Source organism: Streptomyces sp. NPDC001732 (genome assembly GCF_053596315.1).
This window is the reverse complement of the sequence record NZ_JBSFFY010000008.1, coordinates 1-26,185: the sequence shown is the minus strand read 5'-3', so window position 1 is coordinate 26,185 and position 26,185 is coordinate 1. Positions and strand designations below refer to the sequence as shown.

The window sequence follows — 26,185 nt, the reverse complement described above, 5'->3', positions numbered from 1 at the left end:
CCGCCCGCCCGGCACGATCCGCCCAGGGCCGTCGCGGGGAAACAGCCCTAAGCGTCCGCTCAGTCGTCTGATAAGAACGATGTGCACAGCAGCGAAGCCGTGAACCACCGCAGACGATCGGAGCCGGCCCATGGGCGAGCACACCACCCCCACGTTCCCCCAGGAGATCATCGACGAGTACGCCGCCCTCGGCGTGGACCTGCCCGCCCTCTTCTCCGCCGGGCACCTCGGCGAACGGATGGGCGTCACGATCGTCGAGGCCTCCGCGGACCGCGTCGTCGGCACCATGCCCGTCGAGGGCAACACCCAGCCCTACGGACTGCTGCACGGCGGCGCCTCCGCCGTCCTCGCCGAGACCCTCGGCTCCGTCGGCTCCATGCTCCACGGCGGCGTGGCCAAGCTCGCCGTGGGTGTCGATCTGAACTGCACCCACCACCGCGGTGTACGCAGCGGAATCGTCACGGGAGTGGCCACCCCCGTGCACCGCGGCCGTTCCACCGCCACCTACGAGATCGTCATCACGGACGAGCAGGACAAGAGGGTCTGCACCGCCCGCCTCACCTGCCTGCTCCGCGACGCCCCGCGCCCCGACGCCGCCTGACGGACCGGAACACGCCCCGGCACACCCGCACCCCCACTGCCCGGCCGGATCGCCATCCGGCCGGGCAGTGCCGTACTCGCACGCAACCACCCGTGCAGCAAGCGGCATTGGGAACCGAGTACGCCAACTCCCTTGACCATGGCCCCCGTTGTGTGGCCAACTCGGCACCCCACCCACACTCCGAGCACGCGACACCGCGTCGACCACGACACCCCCGCCGTAACCCTGCGTAACGATCGACCGGTCCACGCCCGCCACCCGGCGGCACTCCGGACCGGATCCCACCGCCGCCGGGCGCTTCGCCACGCCCTCATGCACCCCGCCCGGCCCCCGGAACACGACAGCAGCAAGATCGGCTCAAGCCCCTTAGCAGAGCTGCGCGTTCTCAGAATGCGGTCATTTTCCCGTCCGGTAAAAAGCCGTACATGTCCGCACAGCCACCTCAAGCCTTCCTCAACGGCATAACAAGACAGTCACATCCTGCGGCGGACCCATCCCGGACTCCCTCACCTGCGCCTAGAGTCACCGCCAGTCACCGCGCCGCCGGGCGCGTCTGCAGCACGGCCCTGTACCACCCAGTACGGCCCGGCGAACGACACGGCACCTCAAGCAGAGGAGGCCGCGCCAGGGAAAGGACCTTTCGTGCGACACCGTTCTTTGCTCATACTCACCACAGTGCTCACCACAGGAGCACTGACCCTCACCGCCTGCGGGTCGCGCGACGACAGCAACAACGGCGGCGGCGGAGGCGACACCCAGACCGTCGTCATCGGCGTCGACGCGCCGATCACCGGCGACCTGTCCGCCCTGGGCCTCGGCATCAAGAACTCCGCCGACCTCGCCGTCAAGACGGCCAACAAGGAAAAAACCGTCCCCGGCATCAAATTCGAGGTCAAGCCGCTCGACGACCAGGCACAGCCCTCCGTCGGCCAGCAGAACGCCCAGAAGTTCATCGACGACGACGCCGTCGTCGGCGTCGTCGGCCCCCTGAACTCCGGCGTCTCCCAGTCGATGCAGAAGCCGCTCAACGACGCCAACCTCACCCAGGTCTCCCCCGCCAACACCGGCACCGAGCTGACCCAGGGCGAGAACTGGAAGACCGGCAACAAGAAGCGCCCCTTCAAGACCTACTTCCGCACCGCCACCACGGACCAGATCCAGGGCGCCTTCGCCGCGAAGTACCTCTTCAGCACCGCGAAGGTCAAGCAGGTCTACCTCATCGACGACCAGAAGCCCTACGGCGCCGGTCTCGCCGCCTCCTTCAAGAACACCTTCACCACCCTCGGCGGCAAGATCGTCGGCTCCGACCACGTCAACCCCGACGACCGCGACTTCAACGCCGTCGTCACCAAGGTCAAGAAGTCCGGCGCCAAGGCCGTCTACTACGGCGGCGAGTACCCCGCCGGCGCGCCCCTGAGCCAGCAGCTCAAGGACAGCGTCCAGATCCCCCTCATGGGCGGCGACGGCATGTACAGCGCCGACTTCATCAAGCTCAACAAGAAGGCCCAGGGCGACATCGCCACCTCCGTCGGCAAGCCCGTCGAGGAGCTCGACTCCGCCAAGAAGTTCATCGCGGACTACAAGGCGGCCGGATACAAGGACGCCTACGAGGCCTACGGCGGCGGCACCTACGACGCCACCTGGGCGATCATCGAGGCCGTCAAGATCGCCGTCGCCGACAACGGCGGCAAGCTCCCCAGCGGCGACGACGCCCGCGTCAAGGTCCTCGAGGCCATGGCCAAGGTCAAGTTCGACGGCGTCACCGGCCCCGTCTCCTTCGACGAGTACGGCGACACCACCAACACCATGATGACCGCCTACCAGGTCGACGGCGGCAAGTGGACCTCCAAGCTCAGCGAGGCCTACAAGCCCTGACCCACCGGCCCTCCCGGCCCCCAAGCGTGACCCAGACCGCGCGGGAGCGCTACCAGCGCTCCCGCGCGGTGCCATATCCGAACCACTCCACGGAGGCCCTGCGGTGAACGAACTGCCGCAACAGCTGGCCAATGGACTCATCCTCGGCGCGATGTACGGACTCATCGCGATCGGCTACACGATGGTCTACGGAATCATCCAGCTCATCAACTTCGCCCACGGCGAGATCTTCATGATCGGAGGCTTCGGAGCTCTCACCGTGTACCTCTGGATGCCGGCCGGCGTCTCCCTCCTCGCGATCATCCCCCTCATGATCATCGGCGGCGTCATATGCTCCGTCGCCGTCAGCGCAGCCGCCGAACGCTTCGCCTACCGGCCCCTGCGCACCGCTCCACGACTGGCCCCGCTGATCACCGCGATCGGGCTCTCCCTCGCGCTCCAGCAGGCCATCTGGAAGTGGTACCCCGACGCCAAGAAGGATCGTTCCTTCCCCCAGTTCAAGGGCGAAGCGATCGACATCTTCGGCGCCCACATCCAGCGCGGTGACCTCTTCGTCCTCATCACGGCACCGATCTGCATGCTCGCCCTCGGCCTCTTCGTCTCCAAGACGCGCACCGGCCGCGGCATGCAGGCCACCAGCCAGGACCCCGACACCGCCAAGCTCATGGGCATCAACACCGACCGCATCATCGTCATGGCCTTCGCCATCGGTGCCGCGTTCGCCGCCGTCGCCGCCGTCGCCTACGGGCTCAAGAACGGCCAGATCGGCTTCAAAATGGGCTTCATCATGGGCCTCAAGGCCTTCACCGCAGCCGTACTCGGCGGCATCGGCAACATCTACGGCGCCATGCTCGGCGGCGTCGTACTCGGCATCGCCGAATCCCTCGCCACCGGCTACATGAGCAGCGTCCCCGGCATGGAACTCTTCGGCGGCGGCGCCTGGAAGGACGTATGGGCCTTCGTCCTCCTCATCGTCGTCCTGCTGCTCCGGCCCCAGGGCCTGCTCGGCGAACGCGTCGCGGATCGGGCGTGATACCGATGACCACCAACCACACCACCCCCTTCCTGCCGATCCCCGCCCCCGCGGCCCGCATCGGCACCCTCGCAGGCGCCGCCGTCGCACTCGCCGGCACCTTCCTCGCCTGGACCTGGACCTCCGAATTCCCCGGCGACCTCACCGTCACCGGCTACCCCGGCGGCCTCCAGGTCCTCACCCTGACCAGCGCCGCACTCACCCTGCTCCTCACCCTGTCCGGCTACGGCATCCGAGGACTGCGCTGGCTCACCCCCGGCGGCACCAACAGCCCCGTCCGCCTCCTGGCACTGGGCACCCTCGGCACCACCGGCTACACCCTCGGCGCCATCTCCTACAACCTCGGCGGCGTCGTCAACCTGGAACCCGGAGCCTGGGTCAGCGGCATCGGCGCACTCGTCGCCGCCGTCGCCGCCCTCGGCCTCCCCGACGACCAGCCACTCGCCGAGACCGGAACCGGAACCAACGCCTGGCAGCGCTTCCGCAACAGCCTCGCCGCACCCCAGGCACCCCGGGCCAAGGCCCTGCCCTCCTGGGCCGAGATCCTCGTCATCGTCGCCTCGTTCGGCATCGGCCTCCAGGTCTTCACCTACGGCATCGACACCGAGTACACCGAACTCTTCATCGGCTTCCTCATCACCGTCGGCTTCGCCTTCACCGCACTCCACCGGGCCGGACTCGTCTCCCGCCTCACCACGCTGACCGCGAAGCACCGCAACATCACCCTCGCCGCAGCCCTCGTCGCCGCCGTCTGCTTCCCCTTCACCCAGCAGAAAGAGGAATACGCGCTCATCGGCGCCAACATCCTCATCTTCGGCACCGTCGCCCTCGGCCTCAACGTCGTCGTCGGCCTCGCCGGCCTCCTCGACCTCGGCTACGTGGCCTTCCTCGGCGTCGGCGCCTACGCCGCCGCCCTGGTCTCCGGCTCCACCATGTCGGCCATCGGCGTCGAGTTCCCCTTCTGGGCCGCCGTACTCACCGGCGCCGCGGCATCACTCGTCTTCGGCGTCCTCATCGGCGCCCCGACGCTACGGCTGCGCGGCGACTACCTCGCCATCGTGACCCTCGGCTTCGGTGAGATCTTCCGCCTCACCGTGAACAACCTCAACGGCAACAGCGGCCCCGACCTCACCAACGGCTCCCAGGGCATCCCCAGCATCCCCGACCTCAACTTCTTCGGATTCGACTTCGGAACCAAGCACGACGTCCTCGGCTTCAGCCTCGGCAGGTCCGCCAACTACTACCTGCTGATGCTCCTCTTCACCGCCGTCGTCGTCCTCGTCTTCCGCCGCTCCGGAGAATCCCGAATCGGCCGGGCCTGGGTCGCCATCCGCGAGGACGAGACCGCGGCCACCGCCATGGGCATCAACGCCTTCCGCCTCAAGCTGATCGCCTTCGCCCTCGGCGCCACCCTCGCCGGACTCGCCGGAACCGTCCAGGCACACGTCAACTACACCGTGACGCCCGAGCAGTACCAGTTCGCCGGCTCCGTGCCCCCCAACTCCGCCTTCCTCCTCGCCGCCGTCATCCTCGGCGGCATGGGAACCCTCAGCGGACCCCTCGTCGGCGCGGCACTGCTCTACCTCATCCCGGCCAAACTGCAGTTCATGCAGGACTACCAGCTCTTCCTCTTCGGCGTCGCACTCATCCTCCTGATGCGCATGCGCCCCGAAGGACTGGTCGCCGACCGCAGGAAGCAGCTCGAATTCCACGAGAACGACCAGCCCGACGTACCCGAACCACGGCAGTCCGAAGAGACCGGCGCCGGCATCGCCAAGGCGGGGGCGTGACCACCATGACCACCACCACGAAAACCGCCACCACCGTCCTGGACGCCAGCGGGGTCACCATGCGCTTCGGCGGCCTCACCGCCGTGCGCAACGTCGACCTCACCGTCAACGCGGGCGAGATCGTCGGCCTCATCGGCCCCAACGGAGCCGGCAAGACCACCTTCTTCAACTGCCTCACCGGCCTGTACGTCCCCACCGAGGGCAAGGTCAGCTACAAGGGCACCGTCCTGCCGCCCAAGCCCCACCTCGTCACCCAGGCAGGCATCGCCCGCACCTTCCAGAACATCCGGCTCTTCGCCAACATGACCGTCCTGGAAAACGTCCTCGTCGGACGCCACACCAGGACCAAGGAAGGACTCTGGTCCGCCCTCCTCCGGCTCCCCGGATTCACCAAGGCCGAGAACGCCAGCCGTGAACGCGCCATGGAACTCCTGGAGTTCATCGGCCTGGCGGGCAAGGCCGACCACCTCGCGCGCAACCTCCCCTACGGAGACCAGCGCAAACTGGAGATCGCCCGCGCACTCGCCAGCGACCCCGGGCTCCTCCTCCTCGACGAGCCCACCGCCGGCATGAACCCCCAGGAAACCCGCGTCACCGAAGAACTCATCTTCGCCATCCGGGACCAGGGCATCGCCGTCCTCGTCATCGAGCACGACATGCGGTTCATCTTCAACCTCTGCGACCGCGTCGCCTGCCTCGTCCAGGGCGAGAAGCTCGTCGAAGGCACCGCCACCCAGGTCCAGAGCGACGAACGCGTCGTCGCCGCCTACCTCGGCACCCCCTTCGAAGGCGCCCCCGGCGCCGAGGAGGCCGCCGAGGTCGAAGCGGCCGAGGCCGAAGCCGACGCCGCCAGAACAGCCACCACCAGCACCGAGGAGGAGGACACCCGATGACCGCACTTCTGGAGGTCGAGGACCTCCGCGTCGCCTACGGCAAGATCGAAGCCGTCAAGGGCATCTCCTTCACCGTCGAAGCCGGCCAGGTCGTCACGCTCATCGGCACCAACGGCGCCGGCAAGACCACCACCCTGCGCACCCTCTCCGGCCTCCTCAAGCCGGTCGGCGGCCGCATCGTCTTCGACGGCAAACCGCTCACCAACATCCCCGCCCACAAAGTGGTCTCCCTCGGCCTCGCCCACTCCCCCGAGGGACGCCACATCTTCCCCCGGCTGACGATCGCCGAGAACCTCCAGCTCGGCGCATACCTCCGCAGCGACAAGGCGGGCATCGAGAAGGACATCCAGCGCGCTTACGACCTCTTCCCCATCCTCGGGGAACGCCGCAAGCAGGCCGCCGGAACCCTCTCGGGCGGGGAACAGCAGATGCTCGCCATGGGCAGGGCCCTCATGTGCCAGCCCAAGCTCCTGATGCTCGACGAACCCTCCATGGGCCTCTCCCCGATCATGATGCAGAAGATCATGGAGACCATCGTCGAACTCAAGGCACAGGGCACCACCATCCTGCTCGTCGAGCAGAACGCCCAGGCGGCGCTCTCCCTCGCCGACCAGGGCCACGTCATGGAGGTCGGCAAGATCGTCCTCTCCGGCACCGGAGCGGACCTCCTCCACGACGAGTCCGTCCGCAAGGCCTACCTCGGCGAGGACTGACAACCTCCCGCACATGGGCGAGGCCCGCACCCCGGCCGACCGGGGTGCGGGCCTCGCCCATGTGGTCCGTACGGGCTACTCGGCCGCCCGCTTCTTCTCCTCGGCATCCGCGATCAGCGCCTCGGCCAACTGCTGCATCGAGAGCCGCCGGTCCATCGACGTCTTCTGGATCCACCGGAACGCCGCGGGCTCCGACAGCCCGTAGTCCGTCTGCAGGATGCTCTTCGCCCGGTCCACCAGCTTCCGCGTCTCCAGCCGCTGCGCGAGGTCCGCGACCTCGCTCTCCAGCGCCTTCAGCTCCGCGAACCGCGACACCGCCATCTCGATGGCCGGCACCACGTCGCTCTTGCTGAACGGCTTCACCAGATACGCCATCGCCCCGGCGTCCCGGGCCCGCTCGACCAGATCGCGCTGCGAGAACGCGGTGAGCATCAGGACCGGCGCGATGGACTCCTCGGCGATCTTCTCCGCGGCGGAGATCCCGTCGAGAACCGGCATCTTCACATCGAGGATCACCAGATCCGGCCGGTGCTCCCGGGCCAGCTCGACGGCCCGCTGCCCGTCCCCGGCCTCGCCGACGACCGAGTAGCCCTCTTCCTCCAGCATCTCCTTGAGATCGAGACGGATGAGCGCCTCGTCCTCGGCGATGACGACACGGGTCGTCAGCGGCGGAACGTGCGACTTGTCGTCGTCGGCGGGCTGGGGCGACTCGGGGGCGGCCACGGAAGCTCCTCGTTCAAAGGCAGGTACAGCTGCCAAGAGCCTACCTAGCTGCGGTATGGTGGACTCGCAGCAGATCGAGGTAAACCTTCGATTCATTGGGCCCCGGTAGCCCAATTGGCAGCAGGCGATGCTCTCAAACAGCATACAGTGTGGGTTCGAGTCCCACCCGGGGCACATTTCCTTAGATTCCAAGGTCGCAAGAATTTCGATCTTGTTCACCTCATCGCGTGAACAGGATCCGTGCAGCCGACCAACCCCCGCACACTTGCGCAGACTCGGTCGCGTGTACAGCATCGAAGTCCGCGAGCGAGCGTTGGCCCTCGTGGCCCAGGGCCGCAGTCTCAACTCCGTGAGCAAGCAGACCGGCATATCCCGTTGGGCGCTTCGACAGTGGCAACGTCGCGTCGAACCACTGCCCCGCATGCTCGGGCAGGCCACACCGTGTCCACGGTGCTCACCCAAGCAGAGCGTTCCGGACGATCCCGCCGCATACGCCTATCTGCTGGGCCTCTACCTGGGTGACGGATGCATCAGCCCCCAGCCGCGTGGCGGCTACCAATTGCGCATCGCATGCGCCGACGCGTGGCCCGGCCTGATCGAAAGCTGCCGAACCGCAATCGCCCGAGTGCGCCCCAAGGATCGCACCTGTGTGCTCCAACGTCAGGGCTGTGTCATGGTGACCAGCTATGGACGCCACTGGCCCTGCCTCTTCCCACAGCACGGCCCCGGCAAGAAGCACGAGCGCCTCATCGTCCTGGCCTCCTGGCAGCAGGAGATCGTCGATGCCCATCCGTGGGACTTCGTTCGCGGCCTCGTCCACTCCGACGGCTGCCGGAACATGAACTGGACGACCCGAGTGATCGACGGAGTGCGCAAGCGGTACGAGTACCCGCGCTACTACTTCACCAACCTATCAACCGACATCCTGGGGCTCTTCACCGACGCCCTGGACCGCGTGGGCGTCGACTGGAAACAGGCCAACGCGCGGAACATCTCCGTCGCCCGACGGGCGTCCGTCGCGTTGATGGACGCCCACGTCGGGCCGAAGTACTGACGAGCAGCCTACTTCGGGCTGTCGTCCTCGCCGATGTGGTGCACCCGCACCAGGTTCGTCGAGCCCGGGACGCCCGGCGGGGAGCCGGCCGTGATGACCACGATGTCGCCCTTCTCGCAGCGGCCGATCTTCAGCAGCTCCTCGTCGACCTGGGCCACCATCGCGTCCGTCGAGTCGACCTGCGGGCCGAGGAAGGTCTCGACGCCCCAGGTCAGGTTCAGCTGGGAGCGGGTGGCCGGGTCCGGGGTGAAGGCCAGGAGCGGGATGGGCGAGCGGTAGCGGGACAGGCGCCTGACCGTGTCGCCGCTCTGGGTGAAGGCGACCAGGAACTTCGCGCCCAGGAAGTCGCCCATCTCGGCCGCCGCGCGGGCGACCGCGCCGCCCTGGGTGCGGGGCTTGTTGCGCTCGGTCAGGGGCGGGAGGCCCTTGGCCAGGACGTCCTCCTCGGCGGCCTCCACGATGCGGGCCATCGTGCGCACCGTCTCGACGGGGTACTTGCCCACGCTGGTCTCGCCGGAGAGCATCACCGCGTCCGTGCCGTCGATGACCGCGTTGGCGACGTCGGATGCCTCGGCGCGGGTGGGGCGGGAGTTGTCGATCATCGAGTCGAGCATCTGGGTGGCGACGATGACCGGCTTGGCGTTGCGCTTGGCGAGTTTGATCGCGCGCTTCTGGACGATCGGCACTTGTTCCAGGGGCATTTCGACGCCGAGGTCGCCGCGGGCGACCATGATGCCGTCGAAGGCGGCGACGATGCCGTCGATGTTCTCGACGGCCTGGGGCTTCTCGATCTTGGCGATGACGGGGAGGCGGCGGCCCTCCTCGTCCATGATGCGGTGGACGTCCTCGATGTCCCGTCCGCTGCGGACGAAGGAGAGGGCGATGATGTCGGCGCCGGTGCGCAGGGCCCAGCGGAGGTCTTCGACGTCCTTCTCGGAGAGTGCGGGGACGGAGACGGCGACGCCGGGGAGGTTGAGGCCCTTGTGGTCGGAGACCATGCCGCCCTCGACGACGGTGGTGCGGACGCGGGGGCCGTCCACTTCGGTGACTTCGAGGGTGACCCGGCCGTCGTCGACGAGGATGCGTTCGCCCGGGGTGACGTCGGTGGCGAGGCCGTCGTAGGTGGTGCCGCAGCCGTGGCGGTCGCCCTCCATGGGTTCGACGGTGATGGTGAAGCTGTCGCCGCGTTCAAGGAGTACGGGGCCTTCGCGGAAGCGGCCGAGGCGGATCTTCGGGCCTTGAAGGTCGGCGAGGACTCCGACGCTTCGTCCCGCTTCGTCGGCGGCCTTGCGTACGTAGTGGTACCTCTCTTCGTGTTCGGCGTAGGTGCCGTGGCTGAGATTGAGGCGGGCGATGTCCATTCCTGCGTCGACCAGGGCTTTGAGCTGGTCGTATGTGTCGGTGGCTGGTCCCAGGGTGCAAACGATTTTCGCTCGGCGCATGCTTCGACCCTAAGCCTTACCTACGGGTAGTTATTTCGCTCGCCATGGACGCTCAACAACCTTTGGGTGAAGGCTTATTGACAACTGTTGAATTGTGCGGCGGGGTGCTCGGATGAGCATTCCTTTTACAGCTTCGGGGGCGCCATGATGAAGCGGGCGTTCACTCGTGCGTAGACCGTCTGGCGCTGTGGTTCGAGGTTGAGGGCGGGGGGCTCGGGTGCTGCTGCGCCGAAGGCGGCGCCGCGCCTGCTGCCGGGGGGTGCGGGCAGGGGCGGGGTGGCGTTCTCGGCGCCGATGTCGGCGAGTTCGACGAGGGCGGTGAGGTGGGTGTCGAGTGCGTCGGCGTATTCGCGGGCGCGCTGGACGGCTTCGCGGACGGCCCGGCGGCGGGCTTCGGCGTGGGCGGGCGAGTCGGGGCGCAGGCTCCACCAGGGGCCGCCGATGCTGGTCATTTCGAGGTCGGCGATGCGGGTGGTGAATTCGCCGAGGGCGGTGAAGTCGTTGAGGACGGCGGTGATGTGGACGCGGCCGTGATATGCGCGGATTTTCTCGTTGCGGCCCTGTTGGTCGATTTCGGGTGTGATGGAGAATGCGCCGGTTTCGAGTTTTTCCATGGCTTGGCCGTAGGAACGCGCGAGTTCGAGGACGCGGTTGTTGCGGCGGGTGAGGTCTTCGAGTGCGTTGCGGCGGTCCTTGCCGCGGGCGCTGACGGTGATGCCGATGCGGGCGATTTCCGGGTCGAATTCGAGGCGGGCCTCGCCGCGGACGGCGACGCGGGGGTGTTCGGGGGTGCCGTAGGACAGGGGTGTGTCGGTCATGGGCCCACTGTCGCATCCGGGTCCGACAGCGGCTGGTCACCAGATCGAAACCCGCGAGGGGTGTTGCCGGATGTGACTCCTGGGTCATTATCTACGCGCGTTGTGTACGGTCTGTCCCGCGTCGGGCGGGAGCCGGGCCGTACGAGTACCGAGTTACGCGTGAGAACTGTGCTGCGCGTGAGAACTGAGATGTGGGAGACGAAATGCCGCTGAACCGTAGGACGTTCCTGGGCACATCGGCGGCCGCCGGTGCGGGTGTGGCGATCGCGGGGGGTTCTGCGGTGCCCGCCGTCGCTGACGGGCGTGGCCACGGGCGTCCGCCGAAGCGGTACTCGTTCACCGTGATGGGGACGACGGATCTGCACGGGAACGTCTTCAACTGGGACTACTTCACCGACAAGGAGTTCGACGACAAGGCGCACAACGACGTGGGCCTGGCGAAGATCTCGACGCTGGTGGACCAGGTGCGCCGGGAGAAGGGGCGTCGCAACACGTTGCTGATCGACGCGGGTGACACGATTCAGGGCACCCAGTTGTCGTACTACTACGCCAAGGTCGATCCGATCACGGCGCGGCGTGGTCCGGTGCACCCGATGGCGCAGGCGATGAACGCGATCGGTTATGACGCGGCGGCGCTGGGGAACCACGAGTTCAACTACGGCATTCCGGTGCTGCGGAAGTTCGAGGAGCAGTGTGATTTCCCGCTGTTGGGTGCGAACGCGCTGGATGCGAAGTCGTTGCGGCCGGCGTTCGCGCCGTATGTCGTCAAGCGGATGCGTACGCCGCACGGCCGGGACGTGAAGGTCGCGATTCTGGGGCTGACCAATCCGGGCATCGCGATCTGGGACAAGGCGAATGTCGGCGGGAAGATGGTGTTCCCGGGGCTGGAGGAGCAGGCGGCGAAGTTCGTGCCGCGGCTTCGTTCCATGGGTGCGGACGTGGTGATCGTGTCGGCGCACTCGGGGAGCAGTGGTACGTCGTCGTACGGTGACCAGTTGCCGTACGTGGAGAACGCGGCGGGTCTGGTGGCCGAGCAGGTGCCGGGGATCGACGCGATTCTGGTGGGGCACGCGCACCAGGAGATTCCCGAGTACTTCGTGGAGAACAAGCAGACGGGCAAGAAGGTGGTGCTCTCCGAGCCGTTGAAGTGGGGGCAGCGGCTGACGCTGTTCGACTTCGACCTGGTGTGGGAGAAGGGCCGCTGGGTGGTGGAGAAGGCGGGTTCGCGGGTGCTGAACTCGAACACGGTGGAGGAGGATCCGAAGATCACGGGGCTGCTGGCGGACGAGCACAAGAAGGTCGTGGCGTACGTCAACCAGGTGATCGGTACGTCGAGGGCGGCGATGACGACGGCGGAGGCGGCCTGGAAGGACGAGCCGATCATCGATCTGATCAATGTCGTCCAGGCGGAGACGGTGAAGGCGGCGTTGGCGGGTGGTGAGTACGCGGCGCTTCCGGTGCTCTCGCAGGCGTCGTGCTTCTCGCGTACGGCGCAGATTCCGGCCGGGGACGTGACGATCAGGGATGCGGCGGGGCTGTATCCGTTCGAGAACACGCTTGAGGCGCGGCTGCTGACGGGTGCGCAGTTGCGGGACTACTTGGAGTTCTCGGCGCGGTACTACGTGCAGACGCCGGCGGGTGTGCCGGTGGACACGGCGAAGCTGACGAACGCGGACAGCACTCCGGATTACAACTACGACGCGGTGTCGGGTCTGACGTACGAGATCGACATCGCGAAGCCCAATGGTTCGCGGATCGTGAATCTGGCGTTCGAGGGGAAGCCGGTCGATCCGGCGGCGCAGTTCGTGCTGGCGGTGAACAACTACCGGGCCAGTGGTGGTGGGAACTTCCCGCATGTGGCGGGTGCCAAGCAGTTGTGGGCGAATTCTGAGGAGATCCGGAACACGATCATCGCTTGGGTGCAGGCGAAGGGATCGGTGGACAGTGCGCAGTTCGCTTCGGTGGACTGGCGTCTGACGCGTGAGGGTACGCCGGTGTTCTAGGCGCTTTGGCGTTCTGGGCGGTTTTGTGGTGGGGCGGCCGTTTTCTCCTGGTGGAGGGGGCGGCCGCCTTCTGTCCGTGTGGGGTCAGTTGCCGTGGGCGAGGGGGGTGAGGTCGGGGCCCTGGGCGGGGATGCGGGTGGGGTGGGGGGTGAGGCCGAAGGTGGTGAAGGCGGTGCGTTCGGGGAGGGGGTAGGGGTTGGTGCCGGTGAGGTCGTTGAGGATGGTGGCGCTGCGCCAGGCGGCGAGTCCGAGGTCGGGGGCGCCGACGCCGTGGGTGTGGCGTTCGGCGTTCTGTACGTAGACGTTGCCGGTGACGGTGGGGTCGAGGACGAGGCGGAAGCGGTCGTCGATGCGGGGGCGTTCGGAGGCGTCGCGGCGCAGGTGGGGTTCGAGGCCGGTGAGGATGCGGTCGAGTGGGCGTTCGCGGTAGCCGGTGGCGAGGACGACGGCGTCGGTGGTGAGTCGGGTGCGGGTGTTCTGTTGGGTGTGTTCGAGGTGGAGTTCGATGCGGGTGTTGGTGACGCGTCCGGCGGTGCGTACGGAGACTCCGGGGGTGAGGGTGGTGTCGGGCCAGCCGCCGTGGAGGGTGCGGCGGTAGAGCTCGTCGTGGATGGCGGTGATGGTGTCGGTGTCGATGCCTTTGTGGAGTTGCCATTGGCGGGGGACGAGTTCGTCGCGTACGGGTTCGGGGAGGGTGTGGAAGTAGCGGGTGTAGTCGGGGGTGAAGTGTTCGAGGCCGAGTTTTGAGTACTCCATGGGGGCGAATGCCGGGGTGCGGGCGAGCCAGTGGAGGTTTTCGTGGCCGTGGGGGCGGGCGCGCAGGAGGTCGAGGAAGATTTCGGCGCCGGACTGTCCTGAGCCGATGACGGTGATGTGTCCGGCGTCGAGGAGTTCCTTCCGGTGGTGGAGGTAGTCGGCGGAGTGGATGACGGGGACGTTCTCGGCTTCGGCGAGGGGGCGGAGGGGTTCGGGGATGTGGGGTTCGGTGCCGATGCCGAGGGCGATGTTGCGGGCGTGGGTGCGGCCGAGGGCTTCGGCTTCGCCGTCGGTGTCGAGTTGGGTGAAGTCGATTTCGAAGAGTTGGTGGTGGTTGTTCCAGCGGACGGCGTCGATCTGGTGGTTGAAGTGGAGGCCGGGGAGCTGGTGGGTGACCCAGCGGCAGTAGGCGTCGTATTCGGCGCGTTGGATGTGGAAGCGTTCGGCGAAGTAGAAGGGGAAGAGCCGGTCGCGGCTGCGCAGGTAGTTGAGGAAGGTCCAGGGGCTGGTGGGGTCGGCGAGGGTGACGAGGTCGGCGAGGAAGGGGACTTGGAGGCTGGCTCCGTCGATGAGGAGGCCGGGGTGCCAGTGGAAGGCGGGGCGTTGTTCGTAGAAGGCGGTGGTGAGGGGGCAGGGGGTGGTGGGGGCGCCGTGGGCGAGGGCGGCGAGGGAGAGGTTGAAGGGGCCGATGCCGATGCCGGCGAGGTCGTGCGGCTGGTCGGCGCCGGGGGTGGACAGGTCGGTCATCGGGGGGTGTTGCCTTCCGCGAGGTCGTGGGTGAGCCGGTCGACGAGGTGGAGGAGGGTGCGGAGGTCGTCGGGGGTGGTGTGGGGGTTGAGGAGGGTGGCCTTGAGCCAGAGGCGGTTGTCGGCGTGGGCGCGGCCGAGTACGGCCCGGCCACGGGTGAGGAGGGTGCGGCGGATGGTGGCGACGGTGTGGTCGTCGGCGCCGGTGGGGCGGAAGAGGACGGTGCTGATGGTGGGGCGGTCGTAGAGGTCGAGGGTGGGGGTTCGGGCGATGAGGTCGGCGAGGTGGTGGGCGGTGGTGAGGGTGCGGTCGACGAGGTCGGCGAGTCCGGTGCGGCCGAGGGCGCGGAGGGTGACGGCGATCTTGAGTGCGTCGGGGCGGCGGGTGGTGCGCAGGGAGCGGCCGAGGAGGTCGGGGAGGCCGGCTTCGGTGTCGTCGTCGGCGTTGAGGTAGGGGGCGTGGTGGTGGAGTGCGTCGAGGTGGTGGCGGTGGGGGACGGCGAGGATGCCTGCGGGGGCGGGTTGCCAGCCGAGTTTGTGCAGGTCGAGGGTGACGCTGTGGGCGCGGTCGAGGCCGTGGACCTTGCCGCGGTGGGTGGGGCTGAAGAGGAGGGGTCCGCCGTAGGCGGCGTCGATGTGGAGTTCGGCGCCGTGGTGGTCGCAGAGGTCGGCGATGTCGGCGAGGGGGTCGATCCGGCCGGTGTCGGTGGTGCCTGCGGTGGCGGTGACGAGGAGGGGTGGCTGGAGTCGGGTGAGGGCTTCGTCGAGTGCGGCGAGGTCCATGACGCCGGTGGGGGCGGGGAGGACGGCGGGTCGGGGGAGGCCGAGGAGCCAGGCGGCGCGGGTGATGCTGTGGTGTGCGTTGGCGGCGCAGATGGTCTGTACGGGGCCGTTGCGTTCGCGGGCGAGGAGGAGGGCGAGTTGGTTGGCTTCGGTGCCGCCGGTGGTGATGAGGGCGTCGGGTGTGGGTTGGTGGGGGTAGATCTCGGCGGCGAGGGCGCCGGTGACGTCTGTTTCGAGGGCGGAGGCGGCGGGTGCCTGGTCCCAGGAGTCCATGGAGGGGTTGAGGGCGCTGGCGGCGAGGTCGGCCGCGGCGGCGAGGGCGAGGGGCGGGGTGTGGAGGTGGGCGGTGCAGAGGGGGTGTGCGGGGTCTGCGGCGCCTTCGGCGAGTGCGGTGACGAGGGTGCTCAGGGCGTCGTGGGGGCCGGTGCCGTGGTCGGGGATGACGGGGTGGGTGGCGGCGCGCGTGTGGGAGGTGACGGCGTCGGGCCCGCCGCCGGGGAGGGGGCCGTCGCGTCGGCGGGTTCCTTCGTGGAGTGCGGTGAGGACGGTGTCGAGGAGGGGGCGCAGGGCGGCGGGGCCGTCGGTGGATCCGGCGAGGGGTGGGGTGGGCATGGGTGGGGGTGGCCCCTTCGGGTGGGCGTGGCTGGGCATGGGTGGACGTGTCAGCTTGTCCGGGTTTTCGGGGGCGCGGCCGGGGAGCTCGGTGATCTGAACTCGAAAGGGGGACGGGTACGGGGGTTTGGTGCCGCTGTCGGGTGTTCTGGTGGTATTGGGCGGCGTCGGACATGGGTGTGCCCGGCGTCTCCTTGTGCGAGGGGATGCCGGGCACGGGTGGGGCCGGTGTGAAGTTGTGGGGTCCGTCGGGCCGGTGGGCCGACGAACCCGTGGCCTGCCGGGTCCGTCGGGCCTGCCTGCCCGGTCGGGTCTGCCGGCTCGGTCGGGCCTGTCGGCTCAGGGGTCCGTCGGGTCAGTGGGCGTTGCGTACGGCGAGGGCCCGGCGCAGGTCGTCGATCTGGTCGACGAGCTTGCGGCGCAGGGCCGGGATGAGGGCCTTGTCGTCGAGGGCCCGTTCGCCGAGCCGGAGGTTCTCGGCGTCGACGGCGTACGCCGGGAAGGCGTGGCGTCCGGCGGCTTCCGCGATGGCGGGGCCGCGACGGGCGGCGAGTGCGGTGGCGTCGGGGTAGAAGCGGGGGACGTAGTCGCGTACGAGGTCGGCCTGTTCGGGCTGCCAGAAGCCCTGGGCGACGGCGGTGAAGAGGTAGTTGGAGAGGCTGTCGTCGTGGAACATGGCCTGCCAGGCGGCTGCCTTGGCCTCGGGGGTGGGGAAGGCGGCGCGGCAGCGGGCGGCGCCTTCCCGTCCGGTGGCGCTGGGGTCCTGTTCGAGTTCGGCGGCGATGGTGGCCTCGTCGGCGGCGCCGAGGACGGAGAGGCGGGTGAGGATGCGCCAGCGGAGTTCGGGGTCGAGTTCGGGGCCGCCGGGGACGGTGCCGTTGGTGAGCCAGTCCTGGATGGTGTCGGGCTGGGTGGCGGCGTCGATGAGGTGGCGTACGGCGATGAGGCGCAGGCCGGGGTTGTGACCGTCCTCGGTGCGGCGGATGAGGTCGCGGCACAGGGCGGTGAGGGTGGCGAGGGCGGCGGGGCGGTCCTCGGGGCCGAGGTAGTGGCCCGCGATGTGGGCGTCGGCGAAGGCGAGCACGCCCTGGGCGAGGGCGAGGTCGGTCTCGTGCGGCAGGTGGGTGCGGGCCGCTTCGAGGTAGGTGGTGGGGGCGAGTTCGCCGTCGCGGACCATGTCGCGGGCGGTGTTCCAGATGACGGCGCGGGTCAGCGGGTCGGGGACGCCGGACAGGCCGGTGAGGACGGTGTCCCAGGAGTGGGCGTCGAGGCGGACCTTGGCGTAGCCGAGGTCTCCGTCGTTGAGGACGAGGAGTGCGGGGCGCCGGCCCGGCAGGGCTTCGGTGGTGCCGTTCGCGGGGATGTCGATCTCGAACCGGTCGCGCAGGACGAGGGGGGTGATGCCGGTGGGGGTGCGGGCGTCCGTGTCGTGGTCGTACGCGCCGACCGCGATGCGGTGGGGGCGGCTTCCTTCGCGGTCGACGGCGAGGGTCCAGGTGCCGTCGGATTCCCGGACGCGGGAGGTGAGGGTGTCGACTCCGGTGGTGCGCAGCCAGGCTTCGGCCCAGGCGTGGACGTCGCGGTCGGTGGCCGAGGCGAGGTTGTCGATGAAGTCGGCGAGGGTGGCGTTGGCGAACTTGTGGCGGGCGAAGTGGGTGTTGATGCCGGCCAGGAAGTCCTTCTCGCCGAGCCAGGCGACGAGTTGGCGCAGGGCGGAGGCGCCCTTGGCGTAGGAGATGCCGTCGAAGTTGAGCAGGGCGGAGGCGGTGTCGGGGACGGCGTCCGGGTCGGGGGCGACGGGGTGGGTGGAGGGGCGCTGGTCGGCGTCGTATCCCCAGCCCTTGCGGGCGACGCCGAAGTCGACCCAGGTGTCGGGGAATGGGGTCTCCCCTGCTCGAACGGAGTTGAGAGCTCGGGGAAGGGTGGCTTCGGAGAGGATCTGGTAGCCCATGTACTCGGCGAAGGACTCGTTGAGCCAGATGTCGTCCCACCAGGCGAGGGTGACGAGGTCGCCGAACCACATGTGGGCCATCTCGTGGGCGATGACCATGCCCCGGGTCTGGCGTTCGGTGTCGGTGACGGCGGAACGGTAGATGAACTCGTCGCGGAAGGTGACGAGGCCGGGGTTCTCCATGGCGCCGGCGTTGAATTCCGGGACGAACGCCTGGTCGTAGGAGTCGAAGGGGTAGGGCTCGTCGAACTTCTCGTGGAAGCGGTCGAAGCAGGCCCTGGTGATGTCGAGGATCTCGTCGGCGTCCACGTCGAGGTGGGGGGCCAGGGAGCGGCGGCAGTGGATGCCGAAGGGCAGTCCGGCGTGCTCGGTGGTCACGGAGTGCCAGGGGCCGGCGGCGACGGCGACGAGGTAGGTGGAGATCAGTGGGGTGGCGGCCAGGGTCCAGCGGCCGTCCCCCCGGTGCTCGGAGATGCCGTTGCCGAGGACGGTCCAGCCTTCGGGGGCGGTGACGGCGAGTTCGAAGACGGACTTGAGGTCGGGCTGGTCGAACGCGGCGAAGACGCGCTGGACGTCTTCCATGAAGAGCTGGGTGTAGGCGTATGTCTCGCCGTCGGTCGGGTCGGTGAAGCGGTGCATGCCTTCGCCGGTGCGGGAGTAGTTCATGACCGCGTCGATGCGCAGTTCGTGGGCGCCGGCGGTGAGTGCGGTGAGCGGGAAGCGGTTCTCGACGAGGGCGGCGGGGTCGAGGGGCTGTCCGTCGAGGCTGATCGAGCGCAGGGTGGCCGGCTTGAGTTCGACGAAGGTGTCTCCGGCCGTGGCGGCGGTGAACTGGATGACGGTGCGGGAGTCGAAGGTCTCCTCCCCCACGGTCAGATCGAGGTCGATCGTGTACCTGTGTACGTCGAGGAACTGGGCTCGGGTCTGCGCTTCGTCGCGCGTCAGTACGGACATGCGTCCATGCTGCCGTACGCCGTGGGCGCGCCACAGGGGGGTTCTCCCAGGGCTGACCGGACCCCGTGGCGGTCCGGCACGGGGGTCTTCCGCGTGGGAACGCCCCGTGCGGGTCGTCACTCCTGGCCGCCGAGGAGGCCCCGGTCGGACAAGGCAATGGGTTCCGCAACCGTGGGGGCGGGAGGTGCGTCCCGCCTTGGGACGGGTGCGACAGGTGTGGCGGGACGAACGGTCGGGCGAACGGGGCGGGCAGTGGCCGGAGCGGCGACGGGGGACGGCGGGCCGGGGGGCGGGGGCTCGCGCGGGCGGCGGATCGTGGGGGTCGTGCCGTGGGGGGTGGCGGCGGGGGCGGTCGCGTGGTGTCTCGTGGGGATGTGGCGCGCCGCGCATCTGGAGAACTATCCCTGGAACGTCTGGACGCCGGTCGGGTACGGGGCGGTCAAGGGGGTGTTCCTGGGGCTGCTGGCGGCCGGGTCCGCGGTGCTGGCGCTGCGGATCGGGCGGGCCGACGGGAGCCGGGCGGGGCGGTTCGCGGGGCTCGTCCTCGGTGGGGGGCTGCTGGGCGGGCTGGTGCCGGGGACGTTGCGGGACTTCCTGGGCGATCCGCAGCCCCGGACCCTGTACTACTTCGACGGTCCGAGGCCCGAGTCGGAGTGGTACTGGCGGCCGTTGCTGTCGGAGTGGCTGATGTGCACGGTGTTGCCGGCGCTGGGTTGTGCGGTGGTGCTGACCGTGGGTGCGCTGGTGTCGGTCCGGTCCGCGCGCCGCGAGAGCGTGGGGTGGGTGCTGCCGGCCCTGGTCGGGGTGGGGCTGCTGGTCCTGCCGGACTGGGTGGGCGGCGGGCTGCCCGAGCCGGAGGGCAATGGTGATCATGTCAACGAGTCGGCCGCGGCCGGGATCGTCGTCCTGGCCACGGGGCTCGGGCTGCTGGTGACCGCCGGGGTGGTGCGGTCGAGGCGCGGACGGTCGGCCCGGCGGGGCGGGGACGGGCCGTCGTCCCCGGCCGGGCGGGACACGGACGAGCGGGACGTGGGCGAGCGGGACGTGGACGGGGCGCGGTCGGAGCACCGCCACGGCCACGGCTGAGGTGCAGGCGCCCCGGGGCGTCCGGGGCTCGGCCTGCGCCCAGCGCTCAGAGGCAGCCGGGGCTCAGGCCCGCTCCCCCGTCGCCGATTCCTCCGCGATCCGTTCGTGGTGGCGGATGACCTCCGCCACGATGAAGTTCAGCAGCTTCTCCGCGAAGGCGGGGTCCAGGTGCGCGCTCTCCGCCAGCTGCCTCAGCCGGGCGATCTGCCGGCTCTCGCGGGCCGGGTCCGCCGGGGGGAGGTGGTGGGCGGCCTTGAGGTGGCCGACCTGCTGGGTGCACTTGAAGCGCTCGGCGAGCATGTGGACGACAGCGGCGTCGATGTTGTCGATGCTCTGGCGCAGCCGGTTCAGTTCCGCGCTCACGGACTCGTCGATGTCCCTCGTGGTCATGGTCAGCGAGCTTACGGCCTCGGGAGCAATGCGGAACGGGCTCCCCCTCGCTCCCCGGGCCGTCAGCCCGCCTGCGGAGGGGGGCCCGCCGGGCCGGGGGTGATGATCGTCGGCGGGTGCTCCGGGTCGGGGACCCGGTCGCTCCAGCCGCCCGGGACGTTGCGGCCCTGCTGTTCGCGGAAGCGGACCGGGGCGGTGCCGACCCGGCGTGCGAAGAGGCGGGAGAAGTATGCCGGGTCGTCGTATCCGACGCGGCGGGCGACGGCGGCGACCGGCAGGTCCGTGGCGGCGAGGAGTTCCTTCGCCCGGCCGAGGCGGATGCCGAGGAGGTAGTCCTTGGGGCTGCATCCGGCGCCCCGGCGGACCGCCGTGCGCAGTTCGGCGGGGGTCATGCCGTGCCGGGCGGCGTGCTCGGTGACGGACAGCGGCTGGAAGGCGTCGCGGGCGAGGGCCTGCAGGACCGGGTCGCCGTCGGGGCTGACGTCGGCGCGGGCCCGGCGCAGGGCGACGAGGAGTTCGTGGACGGCGGCGCCGGTCTCGACCTCCAGCAGCGGGTTGCCGCGCCGGGCGGCCCGTACCATCCGCCCCACCGCGGCCCGCGGGCCGGCCGTGTCGGCGAGCGGGACGAGCGGGCGGTCGGGCTCGATGTAGCCGAGCTCGGTGTAGGTGGCGGTGGCGGGGCCGGTGAAGTCGACGAAGCTCTCGTCCCAGCCGGTGCCCGGGTCGGCGCCGTAGTGGTGCGGGGTGCCGGGGGTCAGCCAGATCAGGCTGGGGCCGACGACGGGCATCCGGCGGCCGTCGGGGCCGGTGAACCAGCCGGTGCCGGAGTTGATGACGACGGCCACGTGGTGGTCCAGGGTGCGCGGGCCGACCGTGGGCAGCGCGCCGTGCTGGAGCCCCACGCCCAGGCAGACCAGCCCCAGGCGGTGGTGGAGCGGGCTGGGTGTGAAGAAGCGCATCCAGGTGTGGTACATCGGTTTTCCCTCCTCCCCCGCGGTCGTGCCGGTGCGGTGCGGTGTCGCCCCGGTCCGGTATCCGTGTCCGAACAATTGTGTCCAAACAGCAGCGATCTTTGTCCATGGACCGGCCGGGCGCCAGGGGCGAGAGTGGGTGGCATCCTTCCTTCCGGGTTCGCCCGCTCCGTGGTGCGTGCCCTCCGTACGGGCCCGGGGCGGCGGCGTTCCGGGGACCGCACGCACAGGAGAGTACGAGCACGATGGCTGACTTCACCGTGGGGGACGACCACTTCCGGCTCGACGGGAAGCCCGTACGGCTGCTGTCGGGGGCCCTGCACTATTTCCGGGTGCACGAGGAACAGTGGGACCACCGGCTGGCGATGCTGCGCGCCATGGGTCTCAACTGTGTCGAGACGTACGTGCCGTGGAACCTGCACGAGCCGCGGCCCGGCCGGTTCCGGGACGTGGCGGCGCTGGGCCGGTTCCTGGACGCGGCGCAGCGGGCCGGGCTGTGGGCGATCGTCCGGCCGGGGCCGTACATCTGTGCCGAGTGGGAGAACGGCGGGCTGCCGGCGTGGGTGACGGGGCGGTTCGGGCGCCGGGTGCGGACCCGTGACGCGGAGTACCTGGATGCGGTGGAGCGGTGGTTCGCGGCGCTGCTGCCGCAGGTGGTGGAGCGGCAGATCGGGTGCGGCGGTCCGGTGATCATGGTTCAGGCGGAGAACGAGTACGGGAGCTACGGCACCGACCGGGTCTACCTCCGGCGGGTGGTGGGGATGCTGCGGGAGCACGGGGTGACGGTGCCGCTGTTCACCTCCGACGGGCCGGAGGACCACATGCTCACGGGTGGTTCCGTGCCGGGGCTGCTCGCCACGGCGAACTTCGGGTCGGGGGCGCGGGAGGCGTTCGAGGTGCTGCGCCGCCATCAGCCGAAGGGGCCGCTGATGTGCATGGAGTTCTGGTGCGGCTGGTTCGGGCACTGGGCTGCCGAGCCGATCGTGCAGGGGCCGGAGCAGGCGGCCGGGGCGTTGCGGGAGATCCTGGAGTGCGGGGCCTCGGTGAACATCTACATGGCGCACGGGGGGACGAATTTCGCCGGGTGGGCGGGGGCCAACCGGTCGGGCCCGTATCAGGACCAGGACTTCCAGCCGACGGTGACCTCGTACGACTACGACGCTCCGATCGACGAGTACGGGCGTCCCACGGAGAAGTTCTGGCGGTTTCGCGAAGTGCTCGCCGAGTACGCGGACGGTCCGCTTCCGGAGCTTCCGCCCGAGCCCGTCGGGCCGGCCGTGCCGGTGCGGGCGGAGCTGACGCAGTGGGCGTCGCTGGACGCGGTGCTGGAGGCGCTGGGTGACGAGGAGTCGGCGCCGTCGGGTGTTCCGCCGACCTTCGAGGAGCTGGGGGTGGAGCGGGGGCTGGTGCGTTACCGGGTGGAGGTGCCGGGTCCGCGCCGGCCGTACGCCCTCGGTGTGTCGGGGCTCCGGGACCGGGCCGTGGTGTACGTGGAGGGGGTCCGGGCGGGCGTGCTGAGCGAGGGGGACGCCACGCTGGACGAGCCGGTCGCCGGTCCCGCGGAGGTCGAGCTGTGGGTGGAGTCGCTGGGCCGGGTCAATTACGGGCCGCGGCTCGGTGAGCCCAAGGGGATCACGGGCGGGGTGCTGCACGAGCGGCAGTACCTGCACGGGGTGCGGGCCCGCGCGTTGCGGCTGGAGGCGTTCGAGGAGCCGGACGCGGTGGCCGCCGTCGCCTTCGGAGGCGTCGGGGAGGCCGGGGCGACCGGGTTGTTCCGGGGGACGTTCGAGTTCGCCGGGGCGTCCGGGGCGGGGCATGCGGGGCTCGAACTGCCGGGCTGGACACGCGGGTTCGTGTGGGTGAACGGTTTCGGTCTGGGGCGCTACTGGTCGGTGGGCCCGCAGCGGACGCTGTACGTGCCGGGTCCGGTGCTGCGGGAGGGCGTCAACGAGGTGTGGGTGCTGGAGCTGGAGGGCTCGGGCGCGCCGCAGGTGGAACTGGGCCGTTCCTGACGAAGGCACGGCCCAGGGCCGGGGGTTGCCCGTGCGGACGGGCAACCCCCGGGATGTTCAGGTGTGACGTGCGTACCGGTGGTGCGGCTGCCGGGGCCGGTGGGACTCGGGTACCGGCCCCGGGCCGCCGGGTCCGGGCCGGAGCACGGCCGCCCGGGTCTGAGCGTGGCCGTGGTCCGGGGTGTGGACGCCGGCGGGCAGCCGCCCGGCCCCGGTCGGCTCATGGCCGCCGGTGCCGGGGTCCGGTGCCGGCCGCCGGGGTCAGAGCGTGGCCGCGGCGGACGCTATCTGGGAGGCGAACGTCGAGACCTCGGTGTACACACCGGGGTAGCCGGGCCTGGCGCAGCCCTGGCCCCAGCTGACGATGCCCACCTGGATCCAGGCTCCGGCGCTGTCCCTGCGGAACATGGGGCCGCCGGAGTCGCCCTGGCAGGTGTCCACGCCGCCGGTGTCGACCAGTCCGGCGCAGATCTCCTCGCCGGGGACGAGGTCGCTGCCGTACGCGCTCTGGCACTGGGCGTCGGAGACGAACGGCACGGTGGCCTTGAGCAGGTAGCGCTGCTGGGCCCCGCCCTCGGTGGCCGCGCCCCAGCCGGCGATGGTGAAGGTGCCGTTGTTGTAGGCGGTGTTGGTGGCGATCTTCAGGGTCGGCAGGTCGATGGGCTTGGCGAGCTTGATCAGCGCCCAGTCCTTGCCCTGGCCGTTGTAGCCGGGGGCCTGGAGGACCTTGGTGGAGCGGACCTTGACGGCGCTGGTGGACTGGAGGTCCACGACGCCCGCGGTGGCGGTGATGGAGGTGTCGTTGCCCGAACCGTCCACGCAGTGCGCGGCGGTGAGGACGATGTCCTTGGCGTAGAGGGCGCCGCCGCAGCCCATCGACAGGCGGACCATGAACGGGAATTCGCCCTGGGCGGCGCGGGTTCCGCCGACGACCGGGTTGGGGGCCGCGGAGGCACCGGCGGGCTGGAGGCTGACCGCCGCGAGGACCACGGCGGCCATGACGGAACATCTCTTCACGGCACGCAGAAGCTGCTTCAAGGGATTTCCTTCTTTCGTGGGGGGTGCTCGTGGGGGGTGCTGTGCCCGGCCGGGGGCGCGACCGCGGGTTGCGCGGCACCGCGACACACTTTTGGTCATGCCCCCGACAAGGACTGGTTCGGATTATCCGGAAGTGATCACCGGGCCCACAAGGATCACTTTCCGGCCAATTCCGGGCCAAGATCGACTCATGATCGTTCACAGGGCAGCGGTTAAAGTGAGGCCGGACCGCACGGACGGGGGTGGGACGTGGCGGACGGCGACGGGAACCGCGGCCGGGCCGGCGGTCCGGTGATCCACGGCTTCCCGCACCTCGAAACCGTCCGGTCCGCGATCACCGCGCTGTACCGGCGGCTGTCGTACGACGGCGTCCGCTCCTACGCCACCAGCCTCGTCCCGGCCGACGCCGCCTTCTGCGACCGGGACGACCTGCACCTCGGCGCCCAGCGGGTGGCGCGGGCCGTGGTCCAGCACCTGCGACTGCCGGACGCCCGCATGATCGTGGCATTCCGGACGATGGAGCACGCCGCCGCCGTCGAACTCACGGCGGGACCCGAGTACTTCGTCGAACTGAACGACCGCTTCCGCACCCACCGCAGGGACATCGGCGCCGCGCTCGCGCACGAGGCCACGCACGTGCTGCTGCACCGTCTGGGCCTGGAGTTCCCCGGCACGCGCGACAACGAGATCCTCACCGACACCGTGACGACGTACCTGGGCGCGGGCTGGCTGCTGCTCGACGCCTTCCGCGAGGACGAAATCTCCAGCCAGAAGCTCGGCTACCTCACGCCGGAGGAGTTCGGGTACGTCCTCGCCAAGCGGGCGTTCGCCTTCGACGAGGACCCGTCCCCGTGGTTCACGAGCCCGCAGGCCTACACGGCTTACGAGAAGGGGCGCGCGCGGGCGCTCCAGGACCTTCGGCAGCCGCCCCTCGCGGCCGCCGGGTGGGCGGGCCGTCGCCGCTACGCCAAGGACCGGCGACGCGCCCGGGACCACCCGGACACGGCCCCGGCCCCCGATGTCCCGTACGCCTTCGGGAGCGGCCCGCAGGGGCTCCGGGTCTCCTTCGGCTGCCCCGTCTGCCACCAGCGCATCCGGGTGCCGGTGCGCGGCCGGGTGCGGGTCCGCTGCGGGCTGTGCCGTACGGTCCTGGACTGCGAGACCTGAACCGGGCGAGGGGGGTACGGCATGACAGTCTCCGACGCCGGACGGTCGTGGCTTCTGGATTCCGTGATCGGCGTGGCCCTCGCGTGGGAGGAGTCCCCCGCCGCGGCGGCCCGCCGTCTGGACGCCCTGCCGCGCGGGGCGACGCAGCGGGAGGTGCTGCGGCTGGAAGCGGACCACCGGGGGCGGCGCTACGGCCTCGGACTCCTCTGTCCCGGTGTCCTGGGCGGCGACGGCGTCCCGGCCGGCCCGGGGAAGCCGGGCGGCGGCGAAGACCCGGGCAGCTCCGGGGAACCGGCGAGGGGGCAGTGGGTGCCGGTGCAGATCGTCGGCATGCACTTGTTGCAGTGGATGCACGGGGAGCGCACCTGCGGCCGCTCCCTCATCCGGTTCACCGGGTCCGGTTCGCGCAGGAGGGCGCGGGCCATGGCCACGTACTCGAAGCCCTTCGCCACGGCCCGCTCGACGGTCGCCCGGCGGGTGATGCCGCCGAGCAGGATCAGCGGGAGGCTCGGCGCGGCCCTGAACCGCCGGGCCGGGCGGCGGGCCTGATCGAGGACCTGCCCAACTGTGCGGGACTGGGGGAACGGTTGATGGCGCGGGCCCACGCGACGCCGGGCGCGCTGCCGCACACCGGGGAGGTGGCGGCCCCGCCGCCCTCCGGCGGGTGAGGGGCGGAGGGACGGATGCACTCCCGGCAGATCGACGGGGACCAGGAGGGCGGCCGCACCCTGGGCACCCTCCAGGGCAGCTGACCCTCTGACCGAGTCGACTTCC

General features: G+C 70.0%; 21 protein-coding genes and 1 tRNA gene. 13 read left to right on the top strand and 9 right to left on the bottom strand.

The window, feature by feature from the left end; translation table 11 throughout:
• Positions 1–130 precede the first annotated feature (130 nt).
• From ACWCXX_RS11135 to ACWCXX_RS11110, 6 genes are all read left to right on the top strand, one after another.
• Positions 131–601 (top strand): PaaI family thioesterase, encoded by a 471-nt coding sequence (locus ACWCXX_RS11135; RefSeq protein ID WP_451126058.1) that lies wholly within the window; start codon positions 131–133, stop codon positions 599–601.
• Between the two features lie 657 nt (positions 602–1,258).
• The gene (locus ACWCXX_RS11130; protein ID WP_451126231.1) at positions 1,259–2,476 is read left to right on the top strand and encodes a branched-chain amino acid ABC transporter substrate-binding protein; all 1,218 of its coding nucleotides are present in this window, start codon (positions 1,259–1,261) and stop codon (positions 2,474–2,476) included.
• A gap of 103 nt (positions 2,477–2,579) precedes the next feature.
• The gene (locus ACWCXX_RS11125; RefSeq protein ID WP_451126057.1) at positions 2,580–3,509 is read left to right on the top strand and encodes a branched-chain amino acid ABC transporter permease; all 930 of its coding nucleotides are present in this window, start codon (positions 2,580–2,582) and stop codon (positions 3,507–3,509) included.
• Positions 3,510–3,514: 5 nt separating this feature from the next.
• Entirely contained in the window at positions 3,515–5,299 is a 1,785-nt protein-coding gene (locus ACWCXX_RS11120) for a branched-chain amino acid ABC transporter permease (protein WP_451126056.1), read from the top strand.
• A 5-nt stretch (positions 5,300–5,304) separates the two neighbouring features.
• Positions 5,305–6,192 carry an ABC transporter ATP-binding protein gene (locus ACWCXX_RS11115; RefSeq protein ID WP_451126230.1) on the top strand — a complete coding sequence of 296 codons (888 nt, stop codon included), beginning with the start codon at positions 5,305–5,307 and terminating at the stop codon, positions 6,190–6,192.
• Complete coding sequence (locus tag ACWCXX_RS11110; protein WP_451126055.1) at positions 6,189–6,905, top strand: ABC transporter ATP-binding protein; 717 nt, start codon at positions 6,189–6,191, stop codon at positions 6,903–6,905. Before ACWCXX_RS11115 ends, ACWCXX_RS11110 begins: the two co-directional genes overlap by 4 nt.
• A gap of 75 nt (positions 6,906–6,980) precedes the next feature.
• Here ACWCXX_RS11110 and ACWCXX_RS11105 read toward each other — a convergent pair whose 3' ends face one another.
• Positions 6,981–7,628 carry an ANTAR domain-containing response regulator gene (locus tag ACWCXX_RS11105; RefSeq protein WP_451126054.1) on the bottom strand — a complete coding sequence of 216 codons (648 nt, stop codon included), beginning with the start codon at positions 7,626–7,628 and terminating at the stop codon, positions 6,981–6,983.
• Positions 7,629–7,727: 99 nt separating this feature from the next.
• On the opposite strand from ACWCXX_RS11105, the gene ACWCXX_RS11100 reads away from it, so the two are divergent.
• Both ACWCXX_RS11100 and ACWCXX_RS11095 read left to right on the top strand, forming a co-directional pair.
• Positions 7,728–7,802, top strand: a tRNA-Leu gene (locus ACWCXX_RS11100).
• A 109-nt stretch (positions 7,803–7,911) separates the two neighbouring features.
• Positions 7,912–8,682, top strand: a complete 771-nt coding sequence (locus ACWCXX_RS11095) for a helix-turn-helix domain-containing protein (RefSeq protein ID WP_451126053.1) — start codon at positions 7,912–7,914, stop codon at positions 8,680–8,682.
• Positions 8,683–8,690: 8 nt separating this feature from the next.
• Here ACWCXX_RS11095 and pyk read toward each other — a convergent pair whose 3' ends face one another.
• Positions 8,691–10,124, bottom strand: a complete 1,434-nt coding sequence (gene pyk / locus ACWCXX_RS11090; protein ID WP_451126052.1) for a pyruvate kinase — start codon at positions 10,122–10,124, stop codon at positions 8,691–8,693.
• 125 nt (positions 10,125–10,249) lie between these two features.
• Positions 10,250–10,942: an SIMPL domain-containing protein gene (locus ACWCXX_RS11085; protein ID WP_451126051.1), complete on the bottom strand. Its 693-nt coding sequence runs from the start codon at positions 10,940–10,942 to the stop codon at positions 10,250–10,252.
• A gap of 203 nt (positions 10,943–11,145) precedes the next feature.
• On the opposite strand from ACWCXX_RS11085, the gene ACWCXX_RS11080 reads away from it, so the two are divergent.
• Entirely contained in the window at positions 11,146–12,945 is a 1,800-nt protein-coding gene (locus tag ACWCXX_RS11080; RefSeq protein ID WP_451126050.1) for a bifunctional metallophosphatase/5'-nucleotidase, read from the top strand.
• An 84-nt stretch (positions 12,946–13,029) separates the two neighbouring features.
• On the opposite strand, the gene ACWCXX_RS11075 is transcribed toward ACWCXX_RS11080, so the two are convergent.
• From ACWCXX_RS11075 to pepN, 3 genes are all read right to left on the bottom strand, one after another.
• The gene (locus ACWCXX_RS11075) at positions 13,030–14,448 is read right to left on the bottom strand and encodes a lysine N(6)-hydroxylase/L-ornithine N(5)-oxygenase family protein (protein WP_451126049.1); all 1,419 of its coding nucleotides are present in this window, start codon (positions 14,446–14,448) and stop codon (positions 13,030–13,032) included.
• Complete coding sequence (locus ACWCXX_RS11070; RefSeq protein ID WP_451126048.1) at positions 14,445–15,842, bottom strand: pyridoxal phosphate-dependent decarboxylase family protein; 1,398 nt, start codon at positions 15,840–15,842, stop codon at positions 14,445–14,447. The genes ACWCXX_RS11075 and ACWCXX_RS11070 overlap by 4 nt, the downstream gene beginning before the upstream one ends.
• 355 nt (positions 15,843–16,197) lie before the next feature.
• Positions 16,198–18,747, bottom strand: coding sequence for an aminopeptidase N (gene pepN, locus ACWCXX_RS11065; RefSeq protein WP_451126047.1), 2,550 nt, complete (start codon positions 18,745–18,747; stop codon positions 16,198–16,200).
• Positions 18,748–19,071: 324 nt separating this feature from the next.
• Between pepN and ACWCXX_RS11060 the strand changes: the two genes are divergently transcribed.
• Positions 19,072–19,833 (top strand): hypothetical protein, encoded by a 762-nt coding sequence (locus tag ACWCXX_RS11060; protein WP_451126046.1) that lies wholly within the window; start codon positions 19,072–19,074, stop codon positions 19,831–19,833.
• 63 nt (positions 19,834–19,896) lie between these two features.
• On the opposite strand, the gene ACWCXX_RS11055 is transcribed toward ACWCXX_RS11060, so the two are convergent.
• Entirely contained in the window at positions 19,897–20,223 is a 327-nt protein-coding gene (locus ACWCXX_RS11055; protein WP_451126045.1) for a chorismate mutase, read from the bottom strand.
• Positions 20,224–20,285: 62 nt separating this feature from the next.
• Entirely contained in the window at positions 20,286–21,197 is a 912-nt protein-coding gene (locus ACWCXX_RS11050) for a helix-turn-helix domain-containing protein (RefSeq protein ID WP_451126044.1), read from the bottom strand.
• Between the two features lie 242 nt (positions 21,198–21,439).
• Between ACWCXX_RS11050 and ACWCXX_RS11045 the strand changes: the two genes are divergently transcribed.
• On the top strand, positions 21,440–23,206 hold the full coding sequence (locus ACWCXX_RS11045; protein ID WP_451126043.1) for a glycoside hydrolase family 35 protein: 1,767 nt from the start codon (positions 21,440–21,442) through the stop codon (positions 23,204–23,206).
• Positions 23,207–23,467: 261 nt separating this feature from the next.
• On the opposite strand, the gene ACWCXX_RS11040 is transcribed toward ACWCXX_RS11045, so the two are convergent.
• Positions 23,468–24,244: a S1 family peptidase gene (locus ACWCXX_RS11040; RefSeq protein ID WP_451126042.1), complete on the bottom strand. Its 777-nt coding sequence runs from the start codon at positions 24,242–24,244 to the stop codon at positions 23,468–23,470.
• Positions 24,245–24,493: 249 nt separating this feature from the next.
• On the opposite strand from ACWCXX_RS11040, the gene ACWCXX_RS11035 reads away from it, so the two are divergent.
• Together ACWCXX_RS11035 and ACWCXX_RS11030 are read left to right on the top strand one after the other, a co-directional pair.
• Complete coding sequence (locus ACWCXX_RS11035) at positions 24,494–25,411, top strand: hypothetical protein (RefSeq protein WP_451126041.1); 918 nt, start codon at positions 24,494–24,496, stop codon at positions 25,409–25,411.
• 21 nt (positions 25,412–25,432) lie between these two features.
• Complete coding sequence (locus tag ACWCXX_RS11030; protein WP_451126040.1) at positions 25,433–25,960, top strand: hypothetical protein; 528 nt, start codon at positions 25,433–25,435, stop codon at positions 25,958–25,960.
• Positions 25,961–26,185: the final 225 nt, after the last annotated feature.

What these genes read in the sequence shown, in the direction of transcription:
- ACWCXX_RS11135 (WP_451126058.1), top strand. Translation starts at nt 131, where the DNA reads ATGGGCGAGCACACCACCCCCACGTTCCCCCAGGAGATCATCGACGAG.
- ACWCXX_RS11120 (WP_451126056.1), top strand. Translation starts at nt 3,515, where the DNA reads ATGACCACCAACCACACCACCCCCTTCCTGCCGATCCCCGCCCCCGCG.
- ACWCXX_RS11115 (WP_451126230.1), top strand. Translation starts at nt 5,305, where the DNA reads ATGACCACCACCACGAAAACCGCCACCACCGTCCTGGACGCCAGCGGG.
- ACWCXX_RS11110 (WP_451126055.1), top strand. Translation starts at nt 6,189, where the DNA reads ATGACCGCACTTCTGGAGGTCGAGGACCTCCGCGTCGCCTACGGCAAG.
- pyk (WP_451126052.1), bottom strand. Translation starts at nt 10,124, where the DNA reads ATGCGCCGAGCGAAAATCGTTTGCACCCTGGGACCAGCCACCGACACA.
- ACWCXX_RS11085 (WP_451126051.1), bottom strand. Translation starts at nt 10,942, where the DNA reads ATGACCGACACACCCCTGTCCTACGGCACCCCCGAACACCCCCGCGTC.
- ACWCXX_RS11080 (WP_451126050.1), top strand. Translation starts at nt 11,146, where the DNA reads ATGCCGCTGAACCGTAGGACGTTCCTGGGCACATCGGCGGCCGCCGGT.
- ACWCXX_RS11075 (WP_451126049.1), bottom strand. Translation starts at nt 14,448, where the DNA reads ATGACCGACCTGTCCACCCCCGGCGCCGACCAGCCGCACGACCTCGCC.
- ACWCXX_RS11070 (WP_451126048.1), bottom strand. Translation starts at nt 15,842, where the DNA reads ATGCCCACCCCACCCCTCGCCGGATCCACCGACGGCCCCGCCGCCCTG.
- pepN (WP_451126047.1), bottom strand. Translation starts at nt 18,747, where the DNA reads ATGTCCGTACTGACGCGCGACGAAGCGCAGACCCGAGCCCAGTTCCTC.
- ACWCXX_RS11055 (WP_451126045.1), bottom strand. Translation starts at nt 20,223, where the DNA reads ATGACCACGAGGGACATCGACGAGTCCGTGAGCGCGGAACTGAACCGG.
- ACWCXX_RS11050 (WP_451126044.1), bottom strand. Translation starts at nt 21,197, where the DNA reads ATGTACCACACCTGGATGCGCTTCTTCACACCCAGCCCGCTCCACCAC.
- ACWCXX_RS11045 (WP_451126043.1), top strand. Translation starts at nt 21,440, where the DNA reads ATGGCTGACTTCACCGTGGGGGACGACCACTTCCGGCTCGACGGGAAG.
- ACWCXX_RS11030 (WP_451126040.1), top strand. Translation starts at nt 25,433, where the DNA reads ATGACAGTCTCCGACGCCGGACGGTCGTGGCTTCTGGATTCCGTGATC.